At 47.9% G+C, this 17523-nt stretch carries 13 protein-coding genes; 6 read left to right on the forward strand and 7 right to left on the reverse strand.

From position 1 onward, the window contains the following. Positions 1-14 precede the first annotated feature (14 nt). Both ACKFKH_RS11315 and ACKFKH_RS11320 read right to left on the reverse strand, forming a co-directional pair. A complete protein-coding gene (locus tag ACKFKH_RS11315; protein ID WP_446858391.1) occupies positions 15-845 on the reverse strand; it encodes an ABC transporter ATP-binding protein in 831 nt (276 codons plus the stop codon). A gap of 406 nt (positions 846-1251) precedes the next feature. Then, positions 1252-2367 carry an ABC transporter substrate-binding protein gene (locus tag ACKFKH_RS11320; RefSeq protein ID WP_446858392.1) on the reverse strand — a complete coding sequence of 372 codons (1116 nt, stop codon included), beginning with the start codon at positions 2365-2367 and terminating at the stop codon, positions 1252-1254. Positions 2368-2694: 327 nt separating this feature from the next. Here ACKFKH_RS11320 and ACKFKH_RS11325 point away from each other — a divergent pair, with 327 nt between their 5' ends. Continuing rightward, positions 2695-4509, forward strand: coding sequence for an iron uptake porin (locus ACKFKH_RS11325; protein WP_446858393.1), 1815 nt, complete (start codon positions 2695-2697; stop codon positions 4507-4509). 446 nt (positions 4510-4955) lie between these two features. Here the strand turns inward: ACKFKH_RS11325 and ACKFKH_RS11330 are convergent, their stop codons facing one another. After that, entirely contained in the window at positions 4956-5504 is a 549-nt protein-coding gene (locus ACKFKH_RS11330) for a hypothetical protein (RefSeq protein WP_446858394.1), read from the reverse strand. A gap of 221 nt (positions 5505-5725) precedes the next feature. On the opposite strand from ACKFKH_RS11330, the gene ACKFKH_RS11335 reads away from it, so the two are divergent. Next, positions 5726-7309, forward strand: coding sequence for a helix-turn-helix transcriptional regulator (locus tag ACKFKH_RS11335; protein WP_446858395.1), 1584 nt, complete (start codon positions 5726-5728; stop codon positions 7307-7309). Positions 7310-7673: 364 nt separating this feature from the next. Here the strand turns inward: ACKFKH_RS11335 and ACKFKH_RS11340 are convergent, their stop codons facing one another. Then, positions 7674-8339, reverse strand: a complete 666-nt coding sequence (locus ACKFKH_RS11340; RefSeq protein WP_446858396.1) for a hypothetical protein — start codon at positions 8337-8339, stop codon at positions 7674-7676. 127 nt (positions 8340-8466) lie between these two features. On the opposite strand from ACKFKH_RS11340, the gene zds reads away from it, so the two are divergent. Together zds and ACKFKH_RS11350 are read left to right on the forward strand one after the other, a co-directional pair. Beyond that, on the forward strand, positions 8467-9936 hold the full coding sequence (gene zds, locus ACKFKH_RS11345; RefSeq protein ID WP_446858397.1) for a 9,9'-di-cis-zeta-carotene desaturase: 1470 nt from the start codon (positions 8467-8469) through the stop codon (positions 9934-9936). Between the two features lie 25 nt (positions 9937-9961). Next, positions 9962-10411, forward strand: a complete 450-nt coding sequence (locus tag ACKFKH_RS11350) for an SRPBCC family protein (RefSeq protein WP_446858398.1) — start codon at positions 9962-9964, stop codon at positions 10409-10411. Positions 10412-10678: 267 nt separating this feature from the next. Here the strand turns inward: ACKFKH_RS11350 and ACKFKH_RS11355 are convergent, their stop codons facing one another. Beyond that, positions 10679-11755 (reverse strand): fatty acid desaturase, encoded by a 1077-nt coding sequence (locus ACKFKH_RS11355; protein ID WP_446858399.1) that lies wholly within the window; start codon positions 11753-11755, stop codon positions 10679-10681. A gap of 253 nt (positions 11756-12008) precedes the next feature. Continuing rightward, positions 12009-13250 carry a ferredoxin--NADP reductase gene (gene petH, locus ACKFKH_RS11360; RefSeq protein WP_446858400.1) on the reverse strand — a complete coding sequence of 414 codons (1242 nt, stop codon included), beginning with the start codon at positions 13248-13250 and terminating at the stop codon, positions 12009-12011. A gap of 562 nt (positions 13251-13812) precedes the next feature. On the opposite strand from petH, the gene ACKFKH_RS11365 reads away from it, so the two are divergent. Next, positions 13813-14817: a phosphoribulokinase gene (locus ACKFKH_RS11365; protein WP_446858401.1), complete on the forward strand. Its 1005-nt coding sequence runs from the start codon at positions 13813-13815 to the stop codon at positions 14815-14817. 330 nt (positions 14818-15147) lie between these two features. After that, positions 15148-15747: a hypothetical protein gene (locus ACKFKH_RS11370; RefSeq protein WP_446858402.1), complete on the forward strand. Its 600-nt coding sequence runs from the start codon at positions 15148-15150 to the stop codon at positions 15745-15747. A 133-nt stretch (positions 15748-15880) separates the two neighbouring features. On the opposite strand, the gene ACKFKH_RS11375 is transcribed toward ACKFKH_RS11370, so the two are convergent. Then, complete coding sequence (locus ACKFKH_RS11375; RefSeq protein WP_446858403.1) at positions 15881-17350, reverse strand: glycosyltransferase; 1470 nt, start codon at positions 17348-17350, stop codon at positions 15881-15883. Positions 17351-17523 lie beyond the last annotated feature (173 nt).

Genomic DNA, 17523 nt, shown 5'->3' on the forward strand with positions numbered 1-17523 from the left:
ATTTAATAGGATCGCTAGTTGTGGTGAATGTTGCGGCGAATCGTCGAGAAATAGTGGTTAAATTCGTCGGATAGCTCCATGTCCAGAGTTCTGGGACGAGGCAGGTCGATCTTGACTTTGTAGATAATCGAGCTAGGACGGGGACTCATCACATACACCGTATCCGACAAAAACACTGCTTCGCGCAGATCGTGAGTGATCAAAATGCCGACACATTTGACGCGCATCCACAACGCTTGCAGCATCACCCACATCTCCTCACGGGTGAAAGCATCCAACGCGCCAAAGGGTTCGTCAAGCAGCAAAATTTCGGGCTGGTGAATCAGCGATCGACACAGCGAAGTCCGTTGTCTCATGCCGCCTGATAGTTGCCAGGGATACTGTTTCTGAAAGTCCTGAAGCCGCACCGTTGCCAACAGATCTTGAGCCATGCGGATAAATTCTGCTTTTTTCTGACGAAACTCACCTTTGTAGGGCTGCACCACTTCTAACGGCAACAGCACATTGTCGATCGTATTGCGCCAGGGTAACAAGACTGGATTTTGAAAGGCAATGCCGACGTTTTTGAGCGGTTTGGTGATGGGTTGTCCCCGATATTTGATGGAGCCGATCGGAGCCGGACTCAACCCCGATATCATTCTCAAAATCGACGTTTTGCCGCAGCCACTCGGCCCGACAAAGGACACAAACTCACCTGCATTAATCGACAGAGACACCTCATCAATAATCCGACGCATCGATCCCTCAAAGGGATACTCCAAGCCAACCTGGTCAAACTCAAGCAAGGGCAATCCGTTTTCTGAGGAGAGCGTCGAAGAATTGGAATCAGTCAGGGGTTGAGCCATAGGAGGGGTGAGGGGTGAAGGGTTGAGTTTAGAAGTGCGGCATTCTCATCTTTCTTGGGAAGCTGGGACTTTTGGAAATGGTCAGACTTGCCCCGCTTTTGAAACCTAACTTAACGTGAATTCGACGAAGTTTTTTCGCTTCGTTGTTCAGCGCTCCTGCCCCCAAGCTGCCAATTTTGGGGGACTTTTAAATCAGATTTCCGGTTCAAAGTCCCTCACTCGTGGGGGATTTAGGGGGCTGAATTCGACGAAGTTTTTTCGCTTCGTTGTTCAGCGCTTCTGCCCCCAAGCTGCCAATTTTGGGGGACTTTTAAATCAGATTTCCGGTTCAAAGTCCCTCACTCGTGGGGGATTTAGGGGGCTGCCCAGATTAATCACCGTAGCGAAAGATTTCATCGAATTCACGCTAACTTAACGGCTTACGATCGCCCTGAGCCGGGATTTGTCGTAGCTCTTTGGCGGGGAGAAACTTATCGGTGTAGATGTCTGCCACTGTAGGAGTCGTCTTGAGTCCAAAGCCTTCGACGGTTTGCTGGATGGTTCTTTCGAGACGAGTGGGATCGATCGCGCCCAGTCCCAGAGTTTCTGATTCGGGAGTGATAAACATTCTCTCTAGCGCGATTTTTAAGCGCACTTTCTCAGCTTCGCGATCCATTAGCTTGCTCTGATCTGCGCCCATGACGGCATCCAATCCAGCCCCCGGATCTTTGATCACATCCTGCAATCCGCGCATGTAGCCTTTGACGAATGCTTTGACGGTATCAGGATTTTTTTCGGCAAAGTCGGCTCTAGCCAAAATCGCATTGCCGTAAAAGTCCATGCCGTTGTCGGTGTAATAGAAAACGTTGATGTCTTCCATTGTTTTGCCGCCCTTGAGTAGAGAAGGCAATGCTGACGTAGAGAATCCGCTAATTGCATCAACTTTGCCTTGCAGCAAGAAGGTTTCGCGCAGTTTGGGTTCCATTGTCGTCCAGTTAACTGAGCCTGCATCCACACCCGTCGCCTTAGCGAACACGGGGAATAACTTACGCGGCCCGTCTCCGGCGGGGGCACCTAGATTTTTGCCATTGAGGTCTTTGGGCGAGTTGATGCCTTTGTCTTTGAGCGAAAGAATGGCGAAGGGCGCTCGACTTTGCGTGACAGCGACGGCCATGATCTTGTCGTTAGGATTTTTTTCGTTAAAATCTAGCGCATTGTACATGTCGCTAAACGCGAGATCAAACTTGCCTGTACCGAGTTTGCTGATGGTGTCAGAGTTGCCAAACCCTCGCTCAAAGCTGACATTCAGCCCTTCTTCGGCAAAATAGCCTTTGTTAATGGCGACAACGAGCGGCGCATCTAAGCTCTGCATCAAGAAGGACAACTGCACCCGCACATTCTTGAGGTTTTTGGTGTCTGCATTGGCAGCAGGACTGGCGGCGGGACTGGCTCCACTGGGGGCACTGGTGTTGGGCTGATTGCACCCGTTTAGCAAGGCGATCGAGACCGCGGCCAACAATAAACTCGGAAAATGCTTCATCATCACTTTAGGTTCACGTAGGACGACATTCAAATCGAGGGCACAGGATTAAGCTGCTCTGTATGCTGTATGCAATTTGATAATCAAGCCTATTGAAAGTCACGTACCAAACCAAATTCTGTGTTTCAGATTACAAAAATCTAAATACAGGCAAGGTATTGCGAGAAACCAATCGATCGCCGAGTTTCTTCCGTATGAGGTCACTCAACTAACTAAGACAAAACTTGGACGATGTATAGAGTGCTACAGAAGTCATCAGGCATTCGATTTTTAATCACAGAGAGGGTTTGTGCTGCATACAGAATACAGCGATCGTTTGTGGTGTGTGTTATGAAGATTAAGTTTGCTTTGGCGATGGGGGCGATCATCCCTTCTATTCTGCTTGCTGTCCCGGTTTTAGCAGAATCCGTTCCTGAATCCGTTTCCAACTCTATTCCTGAATCCGTTTCAAAACCTGTTCTCGAATTAGAGCAGATCCCAAAAGTCGCTGAGTTTGACCCTGAAGTTCCGTCGGCTAACCCTACGATGTCGCAGGTCACATCGGTTTCTCAACTTACAGACGTGCGACCGACGGATTGGGCGTTTCAAGCGTTGCAGTCTCTCGTCGAGCGCTATGGCTGCATCGCGGGCTACCCTGACAAAACCTATCGCGGCAATCGGGCCCTGACTCGCTTTGAATTTGCGGCCGGGGTGAATGCTTGCCTCGCAAGCTTCGCTACACGTAGTGTTCGCGTCAATGAGTTAATCGCTGCCTCCACCGCCGATCTGGTCAAAAAAGAAGACTTAGAAACGCTGCAAAAACTACAAGAACAATTTGCCGCAGAACTTGCCACCCTCAGAGGACGAGTCGATTCGCTAGAAGCCAGAGCCACCACCCTCGAAAAGCAGCAGTTCTCCACCACGACTAAGTTAAATGGGCTGGTTTGGTTCAATATGACGGGAGCCTTTGCGGGAGATGACGTATTGGCGGAGCGATCGCCTGCTGCTCCTGGTAGTGCTGTGGTTGCTCCCAGACGAGACGCAAACAATGTGCCGACACGAGTCCGACGCACCGATCCCAATGTCACCTTTAGCTACTACACCTGGCTCACTTTGACGACTTCCTTTACAGGCAAAGACACGCTGATCACTCAACTCGCAACGGGGAACGGCAACTCTCCCGCTAACCAGTTTGTCTCAGCGGGATTCTTTAACTCCTGGGGCACGCCCTTTCTAGACCAGAGCGGCACACCAAACGCCAGTACAGTTGTGATTCGAGAATTGTCCTACGCCTTTCCGGTGGGCAAAGATTTGCGAGTAGTTGTTGGGCCACGAGTCAGCTTTAATCGCTACTTTGATGCCAACCGTTTCACCAACTTTTTGACGGGGGCAACGAGCTACAACTCGAATGGCAGTACCTTGTCGAATGCGATCGATCGTGGCTCAGGAGCCGTCGTCATCTGGACTCCCAATCCCCAATTTCGCTTTGCAGCGTCCTATCTCGCAGAGAATACCGAATTCCTCAATCCCGCCATTTTCAATACTTCTAGCAATCCGGCTGATGGTTTGTTTCGGGGCACCAATACAATCAGCGCCGAGTTGACCTATTCACCGAGTCGAGCGTTTAACCTGCGGTTTTTGTATACGCGATCGGATCTCAAAGCCTACAACGGATTCATTGGTGGTGCGGTGGGTGAGCCGTTGCCTTATGGGTATGCGGACGATGGCTTTGGCGGTCGAGTCAGAGATTCTGCGGCGGATGCGTTTGTGGCTAACTTTGATTGGTTGGTGACTCCCAAATTTGGTCTTTTTGGTCGCTATTCTTACGGCAGAACGAATATCAATCCGGTTAATGCAGCGCGATCGGGCGGCGATGTCACGGTGCAGGCGATTCAGTTTGGGTTGGGCTTTCCTGACCTAGGCAAGAAGGGTGCATTGGGCGTAATCTCGTTTGTGGTGCCCTCTGACTACACGGGTGGACGCAGATTTTTGCTGTCGGGCGGCGGCGATGGCGGCACTCAGTACGATCTAGAAGCCTCTTATTACTACCCGGTGACCAATAATCTGGCGATCGTGCCTGCCTTCTACGCGATTTTTAACGCCAACAATTTCGACAGCAATCCGACTGTGTTTGTGGGCAACGTTCGCGCTCAGTTTAGTTTTTAGGCTAGGGCGTGTTTTAAAAGTTCTGAGCTTCGTTGCTGACCCACTGACGGTCATCATTCAAGATCAACAGTCCGGACAGTTTTTCGGAGAGGGGCTGAAACCTTTATCTGTCGTCAACAATCTAAACTTGTCTGGACTGTTGATGCATCAAGAATGATGCTTTTTGCATTAAGGTCGCAGCACTTCAATGCAGGAAATTTTCCCATCTAACTTACCTTTATTTTTCCAAGTAATACGGATTGCACTGAATGCAGCAAGTAACTGAATTGTTTTGAGACGTAACATAGGTAGTGCTCTCCAGTAATAGAATGATTTGCAAGAATCAACTTGGCATAGCGATCGCCGCTCTCACCGAGAAGCGATCGCCCTTCTTGATTGGCTAAATGGCGCTCTTCCCATGTCAATGTTTTAGAACCTCGAAATAGGAAGGTTTCCATCAAGCTAGTCTACCGACCAATCCTGTAGGCTCTAACTTGAAAGTAGCCTCTAGCTCCACGCGGATTAGCAATGTAAATGGCGCGTTGTGAGAAAACGTTGTTCGTTATGGCACCATGAAACAAATCTCTTGCAAGCACAGGATCTTTCCAGGCGCTACGGTCTCGCATAATATTGAAACGAATGTTAGGGTTTGGAACGTTACCTTCAAGAACCACCCAATACAATCTATCAGCAGGACCTTGGACGTTGAAATTTCCACTCGAGCGATTCTTCTGCCCAGCTTGTGGGCTATGCTCAGAGACAACAGTAGCCATCAGCAAGTAATCAGCAGGTAACTGAGCTAGTTGCTGATTCTTTTCACCAAATGTGTTCTTGTGTTGAGCAGAGCGAACGGTAAAGCAGCGGTCTTGGAAATCTCGGTAACTGGCAACTGGTGGAGTTGCAACAGGATTGCATTGCTCCACTTGAGCTTGTGCAGATGGGGAAAATAATGGCAGTAGGAGTGTACTCAGACTTGCTAAGGCAACTTGGTTAAGAACTCTAAGGTTAAGGTTCATAGTTTTCTTTCTCCGATTTAATGGATGAACAGATCAGACATTTAAAACACTTGCTTGGCAACTGCTTCAAACCGCTATACTGTTGAAGCGTGTACTTGGCGTAACTGAAAGCCGCACTCTCAAGTGCATGACACTATAATGCGACTTTCTAGAGTGCGCGTCAAGTGTTGTAGAACACAATGCCGCTTTTAGTTCCACATTGAATTGTGAGGAAGAATGTAGTGTTGCCTCAAGACGTTTTGAGAGACTTTGCCGCCAAATATCGGTTATCTGATGCTGAGTTACAGGTTCTTCCCCTTGCTTTAGCAGACGAATCGAACGCTGAAATCGCTAGAAAATTAGGAATTAGTGATAATGCAGTTCGCAAGAGGCTCAGCGGAATCTATTTGAAAGCTGGGATCTCTGAGAGCGGTTCTGGTCGAGGTGGTCCTGGAAGACTCGCGGATTTACAGCAGTTCCTAGAGTCCGAGTATCGATCCAGCAAGGTGAAGAGAGTCTTAGTTTGCTGGTTTGGAGCAGAGGGTCAGCAAATTGTTAAGAGTTTAAGAGAGACCATTCTCAGTCATCCAAGCCTTGAAACTCAAGAATGGGAAGCAGGCTCTCTTGTTGAACACTCTCAAACCCCTGAAAGTCAAAACATATTGGCAGACGTTGACTATGTATTGGGCTGCTTGACTCCTGCTGATTCAACAAACTCAAAGACTAGCTTTTTTGCAGGCTATCTCTTCGGTCGAAGCAGTAACTTTAAATTCATACAGTTCTGTGCGGATTTAGGCAGTTCTTTGGAAAAACTCCCGTCAGTTGATGGTACTAAGCGGGAGGAACTGACAAATCTTCTTGGTAATATGATCAGTAACGTAGTGCAAGCAGAGGAATGGGTATATGTCTACTTTAGGCGTTTAGAGACAGCAATTGAATCGCTTAAACAATCACTTAATTCAACCGAGCAAGTTTCAGAAGAAGTTGTTAAACGAAGTGAGAAGCTAGAACGAGAAGTAAAAAATAAATTACGAGAGAATTCTTACTTAAGGAAAAATAGCTGCTTTCAGTCAATTATTTCTATTTCTATAGATTCTACTCATGAACAAGTTAGCAAGATAGATGAATTTTATTCAATTCCGGCAGTTCTTTACCCTCATTATCTTATTAAATTACAAAGAAATAAAAATTATCAAGCTGTGGTAAAAGCTTTAGTAATTATTAGGGGACAGGATAGCTTTTGGACTGATGAAATTCAATCAATAATTAGAGAAACATCACACAGAGATAGCATAAGAGTATTTGCTTTCAAACAGGCACAAGATTTTGATCGATTGTTTGAGGTTCTCTTACAGCATGGAGCAATATATAATGTTTATGCAATGAGTTATGAGAAACTCATAGATAACTTTAGAGAGAAGAGAAATAATCTTAACACTGATGATTTTGCTACTGATGATTTTGCTATTATTGAATCTAACGGTAGCAAAGTTGTTGCAAAATACAATCCATACAATGATACTAATGATACAAGAAAGATTCGTTTCTACCCGAATGAGCGAAAAGTTAAAATCTACGAAACAGTATTAGACTACATCCTTAAGAAGGAAGCGAAAGTTAAGCTGAAGTCAGAGAAGGATTTCGTATCAATGACAGCAGGAAATCTTATATCAATGACGGATTTACACAAGAACTTCTTTGACTTAGGAAAGCCAGTTATCTCAACTCCTAAAGATCCTGAGGAGTATTTTCAACAGAGGCGGAATCAAGACGAAATTTGGGAAATGCTTCAACAGAAATTTCGCAACTATATCTTTGAAGTATGAGGATCATTCAAAAGACATTTTCAGAAATTAAATTAAGGCAAAGATAGCGGAACAATTGAAACTTCTATTGGGAAGAAGTATAGCTAAATAGGAGCTTCAGAGTTTTCAAGTCAGATGAGAAGGGAATTTTGTACGACTGGCTAAAACTCTACCTTTTGACCCTGAACTGACAGTATATGTCTGAAACCCTTACGAATTCCTGAAATTTGATAAAATACAAATAAAGGCAAAATGCTCTCGAAGACAATTCCAGACTGCCTTCTAAATTTTCGGATAGGTCTAAAGCTTGTTCTATTTCCTTTTGTACGTGAGTCTTCAAGTACTACTTGAGTACACAAGTAGTACTTCCCTCATAGGATAAAGTTTACTGTGTTTTAGGCGGTGGCGGAACGGGCAGCGGTGTAGGTGACCCCGTCGGAGAAGCGGTTGGAGAAGCCTTGGGAGAGGCCGTCGGAGAAGCCGTTGGAGAGGGAGAGGCAGGGCCAAGAATCAGGGGAGTGCCGCCTGTGGTGTTGCCCCCCGATCCCTTGATCAACTGGCGAGGATTGGTCTTTGCCTGCTGTTGAGCCGCTCTCAGTCTGGTTTGATAGGTCGTCAGTCTTTGCTGTACCAGCGATTTTTGAAGGTTGGTGTTGGTGGCAGGTTTGAGGAGGGCGATCGCTCGATTCCACTGTTTGATGACGAGCGCCCAATCTTCTTTGGACTGAGCCGACTGCGATAAATTAGCAGCGCTGACGGCCTTATCTTCTGCCTCTGCTAACAGGGCCGTCACGTCGGCTGCCGAAAGCTTTTTGGTGGGGTCGGGCTTACCTGCTTTGGGCGTGGCTGGGGGGCTGGGGGCGATCGCTTTTGGGTTGGCGGCTTGCTGGGCGATCAGGCGTTCGGCAGGAAGGGTGGGGATGGGGCGCGGCGATTCTATTGGAACCGATCGCGTGGTCGGTAGCGGCGTACAGGCAGACAGCAGTCCGATCGTTCCTGCAAAAATTGGTCGCGCAAAGGATGATTTCAGGGTTAAAGACAGCATTGCCATAAAACACAATTCAGCGGGTTAATTTAGCACGAGGTTGATCCTGACGATCGCGCTGAATTTACAACTTCTTCACCTTGAATCCCAATTACCCTTAAAATCTGTAAAGAAGTCTCAGTGAGAATGCGGAATGCAGGTTGCGATCGTCGGGGCAGGTTTAGCAGGGTTGGCTGCGGCCGTTGAACTGGTGGATGCGGGGCATGAAGTCGAAATCTTCGAGTCGCGTCCGTTTTTGGGCGGCAAGGTGGGCAGTTGGGTTGATGCAGACGGCAATCATATTGAAATGGGTCTGCACGTTTTCTTCAACAATTATTACAACCTGTTTGCCTTGATGAAGAAAGTCGGTGCCTGGGAAAATTTGCTGCCCAAAGAACATGTTCACACGTTTATTAATCGGGGCGGCGACATTGGTAAACTTGATTTCCGCTTCCTAGTCGGGGCCCCTTTTCACGGACTGAAAGCCTTTTTTACAACCGGACAACTCACCGTTCAAGACAAATTGCAGAATGCGCTCGCCTTGGGGACGAGTCCGATCGTGCCGGGTCTGATCAACTTTGATTTTGCGATGAAGCTGATTCGCGATCTCGATGGCATTAGTTTTGCCGATTGGTTTCGCAGTCACGGCGGCTCACAAAATAGTCTCAAGCGCCTGTGGGATCCGATCGCCCTCGCACTGGGATTTATCGACACAGAAGAAATTTCTGCCCGATGCATGTTGACCATCTTTATGATGTTTGCGTCTAAAACCGAAGCGTCAAGATTGAATTTGCTGGCAGGTTCACCAGGAGAATATTTGCTCAAACCGATCGTCGATTACATCCAGTCCAGAGGCGGCAAAGTTCACACTCGTCGGCAAACGCGCAAAATTCTCTTTGAGGGTGAAGGGACGGAAACCAAAGTCACAGGGCTGTTGATTGCGAATGGGGAGGGAGAGGAGATGGTCGTGGCTGACATCTACCTCGCCGCCTGTGACGTGCCCGGAATTCAGCGCCTCTTGCCTCCTGAGTGGCGCAGCCTCAAAACGTTTGAAAATATTTACAAGCTAGAAGCTGTTCCCGTTGCGACGGTGCAACTGCGCTTTGATGGTTGGGTGACGGAGATGAACGACCCAGATGCAAGAAAACAAGTCGATCGCGCGGCAGGCATTGACAACTTACTTTATAGCGCTGATGCTGACTTTTCTTGCTTTGCCGACCTTGCGCTCTCCAGTCCCAAAGACTACTATCGCGAGGGACAGGGTTCGCTCATGCAAGTAGTGCTGACTCCCGGCGATCCATTTGTCCCCATGAGCAACGAAGACATTGCTCAACATGCCCTCAAGCAGATTCACGATCTCTTCCCGTCTTCGCGAGAATTGAACATGACCTGGTTCAATGTCGTCAAATTGGCCCAATCCCTCTACCGCGAAAATCCTGGAATGGATGTCTACCGCCCTTCTCAAAAAACCCCGGTTGCCAACTTCTTCTTAGCCGGGAGCTATACCCAGCAGGACTACATCGACAGCATGGAAGGCGCAACCATCTCCGGCAAACAAGCCGCCCAAGCCATTCTTGAACCCACAGGCTACAAAGTTCAAGGTGTCGGATTGTTTAAGTATTAGCCCTTACACTCATCCCCCATACCAAATGTCTGATTGGCTAGAACATACCGTTCAAATTGAAGTAGATGCCCCGATCGAGTTCGTCTGGAGTCTCTGGTCTGACTTAGAGCAAATGCCCCGATGGATGAAGTGGATTGACTCGGTGAAAGTGTTGGAAGATGACCCCCAACTGTCTCGCTGGAAGCTGGCAACCGGAGGACTCGAATTTAGCTGGCAGTCTCGGATTCTCAAGCGAATTCCCAATCAGATTATTCAATGGGAATCGGTCGATGGTTTGCCAAATCGGGGGTCCATTCGGTTCTACGATCGTGGCCCCAGCAGTATTGTCAAAATGTCAATCTCTTACGCGATTCCTGGCTTTCTCGGTCAGTTGATGGACAATCTGTTTTTAGGCAAGGCTGTCGAGTCCACACTGCAAGCCGACTTAGAACGCTTCCGAGAATATGCCCTCAATGCAAAAGCGACCACCGAGTAGAAAACAAATTCTGGTGAAGCAGATCTAGTTTCAAACAGGCGATTTCAACGGTGATAGAGACGGCGGCGATCGACCAACACGAACAGCTAAAAAGCTTGATGAGTTGGAAATTTCAACCTTTTGAAAAAGTTCACCTCTTAGCCGATTAGAGTATACATTCTTCTAAACAATATATTTTTTGTGCCTGCTTACGATCGGCTGTCAATATTGCTCAAAAAAACGATCGCTCCCCAAAGAACGATCGCTTCCAATCAACTAATTCAACGCTTAATTTTGCGGATTGGTCGGAGACTGGTAATAGATTTTAGAACCCGTATCTGACACAAAATGACACGCTAGATAAGACCGGAAAAAACTTTTCCAGATTGGCTCATCAGACTTGCGATAATACTCACCTAACACAGGCTTAATCGCTTTGGTGGCAGCCTTGAGATGATAGTGAGGCATATTCGAGAAAATGTGGTGGGCCACATGAGTACCAATGTTGTGATGAATGGGATTGAACATGCCATAGTCACGATCGATGGTAGACAGCGCACCCTTCAAGAAATACCAATCATCACCCCGATACCAGGGAATGTCGGGTTCTGTGTGGTGCAAAAATGTCACCAGATCTAGCCAGACCACAAAGCCGACATAGCCCACCAGATAATATTTGACCAAAAACAGCCAGCCATACTGGACGGTCACAAATCCCAAAAATCCCACCATTGCCAGCAAGCAAATCGTACTCACCAACACACCATTGCGCTCAGACGGCTTAAACAACGGACTCTCAGGCGAAAAATGTGACCCCTGCTTACCGGGCGATCGCCGAAACAAATACAGTGGATACGCCACCAGCGGCAAATAAAACCGCATCAGCTTTTCTGCATAGCCCATTTGTTCATACTGAGCTTCTGTCACCGGATACCAGCTTTCGTCAGTCTCAATATTGCCCGTATTCGCATGGTGCGTCCGATGACTGATCCGCCATCCGTGAAACGGCACCAAAATCGGCGAATGTGACAAATGACCCACCAAATTATTCAGCCATTTGTGCTTAGAAAACGACCCATGTCCACAATCATGACCAACCACAAAAAGCGCCCAGAACATCGTGCCCTGAGCGAACCAAAAAATCGGATAAAACCACCAGGCATCGAGATAAGCTGCGATTCCATACAGCCCAGCGAGAATACCTAAATCTAAGAAGAAATAAGCCAGCGATCGAGTAGTAGAAGGCACAAAACACGCATCGGGAATCGCCGATCGCACGTCTTTGAGAGTAAAAGGAAGCTCACCTGATAGTAGAGAACGGTCTTCTACAGCAGACGAATCGGATAAAACGGGATGGACTTGCACGTACTTTTTAGTCTGCCGAAATATAGATTAGCTCGGTTATTGTAACGTTTTGTGGTATCCAAGCTAACGATCGGGGATCACAATCTTGGGGAATTTTGAACCCTGCTTCGGTAGACCCAAAGTATGATAGAGAACTTCTGCTACAGGCAAGCTGTTTGTCGTGACGCACAAAAAAACTGGAGAAACGACCCCTTGCGGGTAACTCGAAGAGATCGCTTCCCCAGTTTCAAACGCTAAATTCTAAAAACCAGACCTAGTACGTCTCAACGTGCCAGCGGCCTGCTTTCTTCATCGCCCGTTGAAATTCCTTCCACTCAACCCCGACTTTTGTAGCCTCAGCCGAAAGCGCAGCATCAATGCCGTCTTCCATGCCTTTGAGACCACAAATATAAGTGTGTGTTTTGGGATCTTGCATCATCTCCCATAGCTCGGCTGCATGTTCTGCCACGCGGTCTTGAATGTACATTCTGCCGCCATCCTTATTCTTCTGCTCACGGCTAATCGCATTGGTGAGACGGAAGTGATCGGGATACTTTTGCTCGATTTCTTCGAGTTCTTCCTTGTACAGAATGTTAGCTGTCGTCGGAATCCCAAAAATCAACCAGGCAAACCCATTGAATTGGTAGTCGGGGTTAGCGGCTTTTTCGTTGTCTTTGAACATGCGCCACAGGTAGGCCCGCATTGGTGCAATCCCCGTCCCGGTTGCCATCATGATCACCTTGGCATCTTCATCAGGTGGCAACAGCATTTCCTTACCCGTTGGGCCCGTGATTTTCACATCTGCACCCGGTTCGAGATGACAGAGATAGGTTGAGCAAACTCCATACACGGTTTCACCCGTCTCAGGATGCTTGTACTCCAACTGTCTGACGCAGAGGGAAACGGTCTTGTCGTCTACTGGATCGCCGTGACGAGTCGAAGCGATCGAATACAGTCTGAGCTTCTCTGGCTTGCCATTTTTATCGGTTCCTGGTGGAATGATGCCAATACTTTGACCTTCGAGATAGTGCAAATCACCCTCAGAAATGTCAAAGGTGAGATGACGGACGGTGCCAATTCCCCCTTCACCTACCAGTTCTTCATTCGAGAGACACTTACCGACAAACGGACTCGCGGGTCGGTAAATATTAACGGGAATGTCGGTGGTTGCAGCTTTTGCTTGAGTCATAGGTTTGCTCTCTTTTCCTTTAGTGCCCTTTTCTCTAGTTTCCTGCTTGACTTCCGTCGCAGACTGTTCTAGGGTAACTTTTTCCGTTAAGCTGCCATTAACATCTAAAGGCTGAATACCGACAATCTTGCCGCCCATGCGGGTGATGCGCTGCATAACTTCATTCATTCGGTTGTAGGGCACCGTGATGTAAGTGCTGCCGCTTTGCCGAATGGGATAGCTCATCCGATCGTTTTCCTGGCTTTGACGCAGACCGACCACTTCATATCGGAATGTACGGCTACCAGAAGGGGTGTTGCCTGTGCCCGATGCGCTTGAATTAAACATTGCTGTGAATTTCTCCGACCTAACCTAACTTAATATTGTGCGGCAACGGGCCTCATTCACCAAATCTGCACGAGGATTGATCCGGTTTGAGCGGTCACAAATGGCTTAAAAAATGATTTTCCGCTTAACTGTACAGAGAAAGCGATCTTCTGGAAGCCACCCACCAGGAGCCGCCCGATTGTGAAGTTCGAGTTAATTTGATCAGCAGACGACCGTACCAGAGGCAAACCCTGGAAAATAAGGGGGATGATCTTGAGTTGCTAAGAAAGCTTGTGAGCAGGATCACGATTTGGTAAGATCTGCCCTAGCAAGCACGTACTAAATACTCAATTGCAAAACCTGGGCACTTCTCTGGCGGCTCTCAAGATTTTTATGGATAAAGCGAGAACGATCAAGTTGACTATCCACAAAAACAGTTTGCAGGGTTTCTTGAGGGATAGGCGAAGTTAAGCGGTATTCTTTAAGAATTGCTGCTCCCCAAGTTGAGCAATCATTGACAGACCGAGCGATCGGTTAGACAACAACCCCCCGTTAGTAGATCACTTTTTGTTAGAGGAAACCTATGACCAGTAAGCCAGACCGCGTGGTTCTGATTGGCGTTGCCGGAGACTCCGGATGCGGTAAATCCACGTTCCTGCGCCGATTGACAGATTTGTTTGGGGAAGATTTCGTCACGGTGATCTGCCTCGACGACTACCACAGTCTGGATCGCAAACAGCGCAAAACAACGGGCATCACCGCTCTCGACCCCAGAGCCAACAATTTTGACCTGATGTATGAGCAAATCAAAGCGCTCAAAAGTGGTCAGACCATCAACAAGCCCATCTACAACCACGAAACGGGTCTGATCGATCCCCCCGAACTGATCGAACCAAACCACATCGTCGTGATCGAAGGGCTGCATCCTCTGTTTGATGAACGGGTGCGCGGTTTGCTTGACTTTAGCGTCTACCTAGACATCAGCGACGAAGTGAAAATTGCCTGGAAGATTCAGCGCGATATGGCAGAGCGGGGTCACACTTACGAAGATGTTCTCGCCCAAATCAATGCCCGCAAACCTGACTTCCAGGCGTATATTGATCCTCAAAAAGAATTCGCCGATGTCGTGATTCAAGTCTTGCCGACGCAGTTGATCAAAGACGACCAGGAGCGCAAAGTTCTACGGGTACAAATGATTCAACGCGATGGAGTCGAAGGGCTTGAGCCTGCCTACCTGTTTGATGAAGGCTCGACCATTCACTGGACACCCTGCGGGCGCAAACTGACCTGCTCTTACCCTGGCATCAAGATGTACTATGGGCCTGATGCGTCCTATGGTCACAGCGTGTCGGTGTTAGAAGTAGACGGTCAGTTTGACCAGCTAGAAGAAGTGATCTATATTGAGCAACACTTGAGCAAAACTTCGACCAAGTACAACGGTGAACTAACCGAATTGCTCCTCAAGCACCGCGAATATCCTGGTTCTAATAATGGAACGGGGTTGTTTCAGGTGTTGACGGGTCTGAAGATGCGGGCGACCTATGAGCGCTTGACTCAGAAGGAAGCGGCATTGACGGCTAAGGTTTAGTTGATCGCCCAAGTTGGAGTGAGGCGTAAAAGAATCGCTGCGATCGAGTCCTCATTCCAATCTTGATAGACGGCTCTTAACAGACTGCCAAGTTTCAAAGTTTTGGTGTACATGATTGGGGGATGTGTCCAACCGCATCCCTTTTTTTTGCAATTAAGGCTGCAAGTCAGATTAAGGCTGCAAATCAGAGGGATAAGTTCTCTGCGTCAGTTCGATCGCATTGAGGGACATGATCTGTTTTATAATACTTGCTTAAGATTTGAAAGCTAGTAAAACGCTCTACTGCCCTTGTCGGCTGGAAAGCATTCAATCCATTGGAAATCAATAGCGATGGTCACGAATCGAACGAGCAAAGCCACCAGCCGCAGGACTACCACCCCTCGAAGCGTAAAAACCCCCGATAAGACTCCTGTGAACCCCGAAAAGAACGGCATCAGCGACGAATCCTCCGATATCCCGACCTCGGACACCCCCATCTCCGATCCATTTAAGGAAGACACCACCATGAGTACCGAAGTGATTGACGTAACCTCTGAAGCGGCTGAGTCAAAAGAGGGAGCCATCCAACTCCACAGCCAGCCCAGTCTATCGATCTGGAATCGCCCGATCATGCCCGATGATATGGAAGTGGTGGGCACCATTCAATCGGCTGGACTGCGCCCGATCGCCGCCAGTCATCTCGCAGTTTATGGCACGCTAATGGGGGGTCGCCCGATCGAAGCCAATGCGCTCAAGGTTGCTGATATGGTGGGCAATTCTCCGATTTTCTACAACGATGTGGAGATGATCGAGGGCGAAAATGGAATTTTTGGCCGGCCGATTATGGTCAGCGATCCGGCTTTGATGAATTCGGAGGCCGGGTATGGTGGCCGTCCGATCGCTTCTAATCAAATCGATGACCCGCGTGCATTGATGGGCTATATCGACTAGACAAATTCAAATGGTTTGAATTCTTGGGCCCTTCTAAATTGACAAAGAAGTGCCCATTTTTTTGGAATTGCTTTTATGGATTTGGACGTTGGACATTGAGCCAAACTGGTCTAAAGTCTCCAGTCTAAAGTCTCTAAAAAAACTTGATCTTTTGAGAGGCGTAAACACACATTTTTAGCAAGATCAGCCCTTCGCGGACGTGAGCAATGTTTGATTCGCCATAGGTTCGAGGCTGATAGCGGACAGGCACATCGACAATGTGGAGGCTTAGTTTAGTTGCCCCAAACAATAAATCAAAATCGCCAAATGGGTCAAAATCGCCAAAATAGCTTCTTCCTGCCGCAATTTTCTCGTAGTCTTCTCGCCACAAAACTTTCGTTCCGCAGAGCGTATCTTTTAACGGTTGACCTAACAAAAACGAAAACGCCAGACTAAAAAACTTATTCGCCCAATTATTTAACCAGGGCATGGCTTTTCCTGAGCGAGGATAGACGAGCCGCGACCCATTGGCAAACTCTCCACGCCGCGCCGCCACCACCTCAAAAAAGTGAGGCAAATCTTCAGGCTGGACGGTCAAATCCGCGTCGAGAATCATCAAAATGTCACCTGTCGCCTGCTCAAACCCCAACCGAACTGCATCAGCTTTGCCCTTTCCAGATTGTTGAAAGGCTTTGAGCCTAAACGCTGGGTGTCCTTGGTTAACTACGCGCTGAATCTCTGCCCAAGTCTCGTCTCGCGAATGTCCTTCGACAAAAATCACTTCAGTTTGCTTGCCCAGGGGAGGCAGGCGATCGACGGCCCCGCGAATATTGCCCGCCTCATTTCTCGCAGGAATGATCACCGAACAGGTAAAGGTTTCTGAAACGGTGGGTAGGTCAGGTCTGGCAATGATGTAGTTCGTCAAGCCCAAGTGATTGATGCCAGGGAGATGGGCTAAGACGCGATTGCAGAGAGTAGAAAGTCCGGGGATTGGCTTGGGTAATAGAAACCGACGGCCCGATCGCACCGATAGATAGCCCGTAATCGTCAGCAGATTCTTCACATCCGTCATTGAGAGCCAGCTTTGGGGTGGTTGGGGGCGACGTTGCCCGATGCGTTCTGCAAGGTGTAAGAGAGGCTGCCACAAAAAGTTGTGAAATGTGAGAATCAGGCGAGTTCGCGGATGACAAAACGCTTGCAAGTTTTGCAGCACTTTTTGAATGTCGCCCAAATGCCCCAAAACGCCAGACAGCACAATAAAGTCAAACGCAACATCGGTCTCAAAGTCCTGTGGAATCAGCGTTTCTGCATCCAGACAGTGAAACTGTAAGTGGGGATATTTGGCTTGAGCAATGTCGATCGTCCCTTGCGAAAAATCAATTCCTACGCCAATTTTGGGCTGCAAAGCTGCCAACAAATTCCCCGTTCCGCAGCCAATTTCTAACACACAACTGCCCGGAGGAATGAGAAACTGATGCAAGCGATCGAGGTCTTGATAATAATAACGATTGCGCTGATTCCAGCGATCGAGATCGGGCGCAATACAGTCAAAATAACATCTCACCTGCTCTTTAAAAGCATCTTTGAAAACAGGTGTAGAAAGGTTTGTAAGAGATGGATTCACGAGGGGCGCTCTCTTTGAGTTACCCGCAAGGGGTCGCGTAATTTATCGCCAAACTTATCGCCAGACTTTTAGCTAGACAGTGATTTGGAATTCAATCTTCTCACATCCCTGCAACTCAGATAGAAACTTCTTGTGTATGCTTGACTACTCAATTTTCTTTGAATATCAAATTA

The organism is Phormidesmis sp. 146-20 (assembly GCF_052939475.1).

What these genes read in the sequence shown, in the direction of transcription:
- ACKFKH_RS11315 (WP_446858391.1), bottom strand. Translation starts at nt 845, where the DNA reads ATGGCTCAACCCCTGACTGATTCCAATTCTTCGACGCTCTCCTCAGAA.
- ACKFKH_RS11320 (WP_446858392.1), bottom strand. Translation starts at nt 2,367, where the DNA reads ATGATGAAGCATTTTCCGAGTTTATTGTTGGCCGCGGTCTCGATCGCC.
- ACKFKH_RS11325 (WP_446858393.1), top strand. Translation starts at nt 2,695, where the DNA reads ATGAAGATTAAGTTTGCTTTGGCGATGGGGGCGATCATCCCTTCTATT.
- ACKFKH_RS11330 (WP_446858394.1), bottom strand. Translation starts at nt 5,504, where the DNA reads ATGAACCTTAACCTTAGAGTTCTTAACCAAGTTGCCTTAGCAAGTCTG.
- ACKFKH_RS11340 (WP_446858396.1), bottom strand. Translation starts at nt 8,339, where the DNA reads ATGGCAATGCTGTCTTTAACCCTGAAATCATCCTTTGCGCGACCAATT.
- zds (WP_446858397.1), top strand. Translation starts at nt 8,467, where the DNA reads ATGCAGGTTGCGATCGTCGGGGCAGGTTTAGCAGGGTTGGCTGCGGCC.
- ACKFKH_RS11350 (WP_446858398.1), top strand. Translation starts at nt 9,962, where the DNA reads ATGTCTGATTGGCTAGAACATACCGTTCAAATTGAAGTAGATGCCCCG.
- petH (WP_446858400.1), bottom strand. Translation starts at nt 13,250, where the DNA reads ATGTTTAATTCAAGCGCATCGGGCACAGGCAACACCCCTTCTGGTAGC.
- ACKFKH_RS11365 (WP_446858401.1), top strand. Translation starts at nt 13,813, where the DNA reads ATGACCAGTAAGCCAGACCGCGTGGTTCTGATTGGCGTTGCCGGAGAC.
- ACKFKH_RS11370 (WP_446858402.1), top strand. Translation starts at nt 15,148, where the DNA reads ATGGTCACGAATCGAACGAGCAAAGCCACCAGCCGCAGGACTACCACC.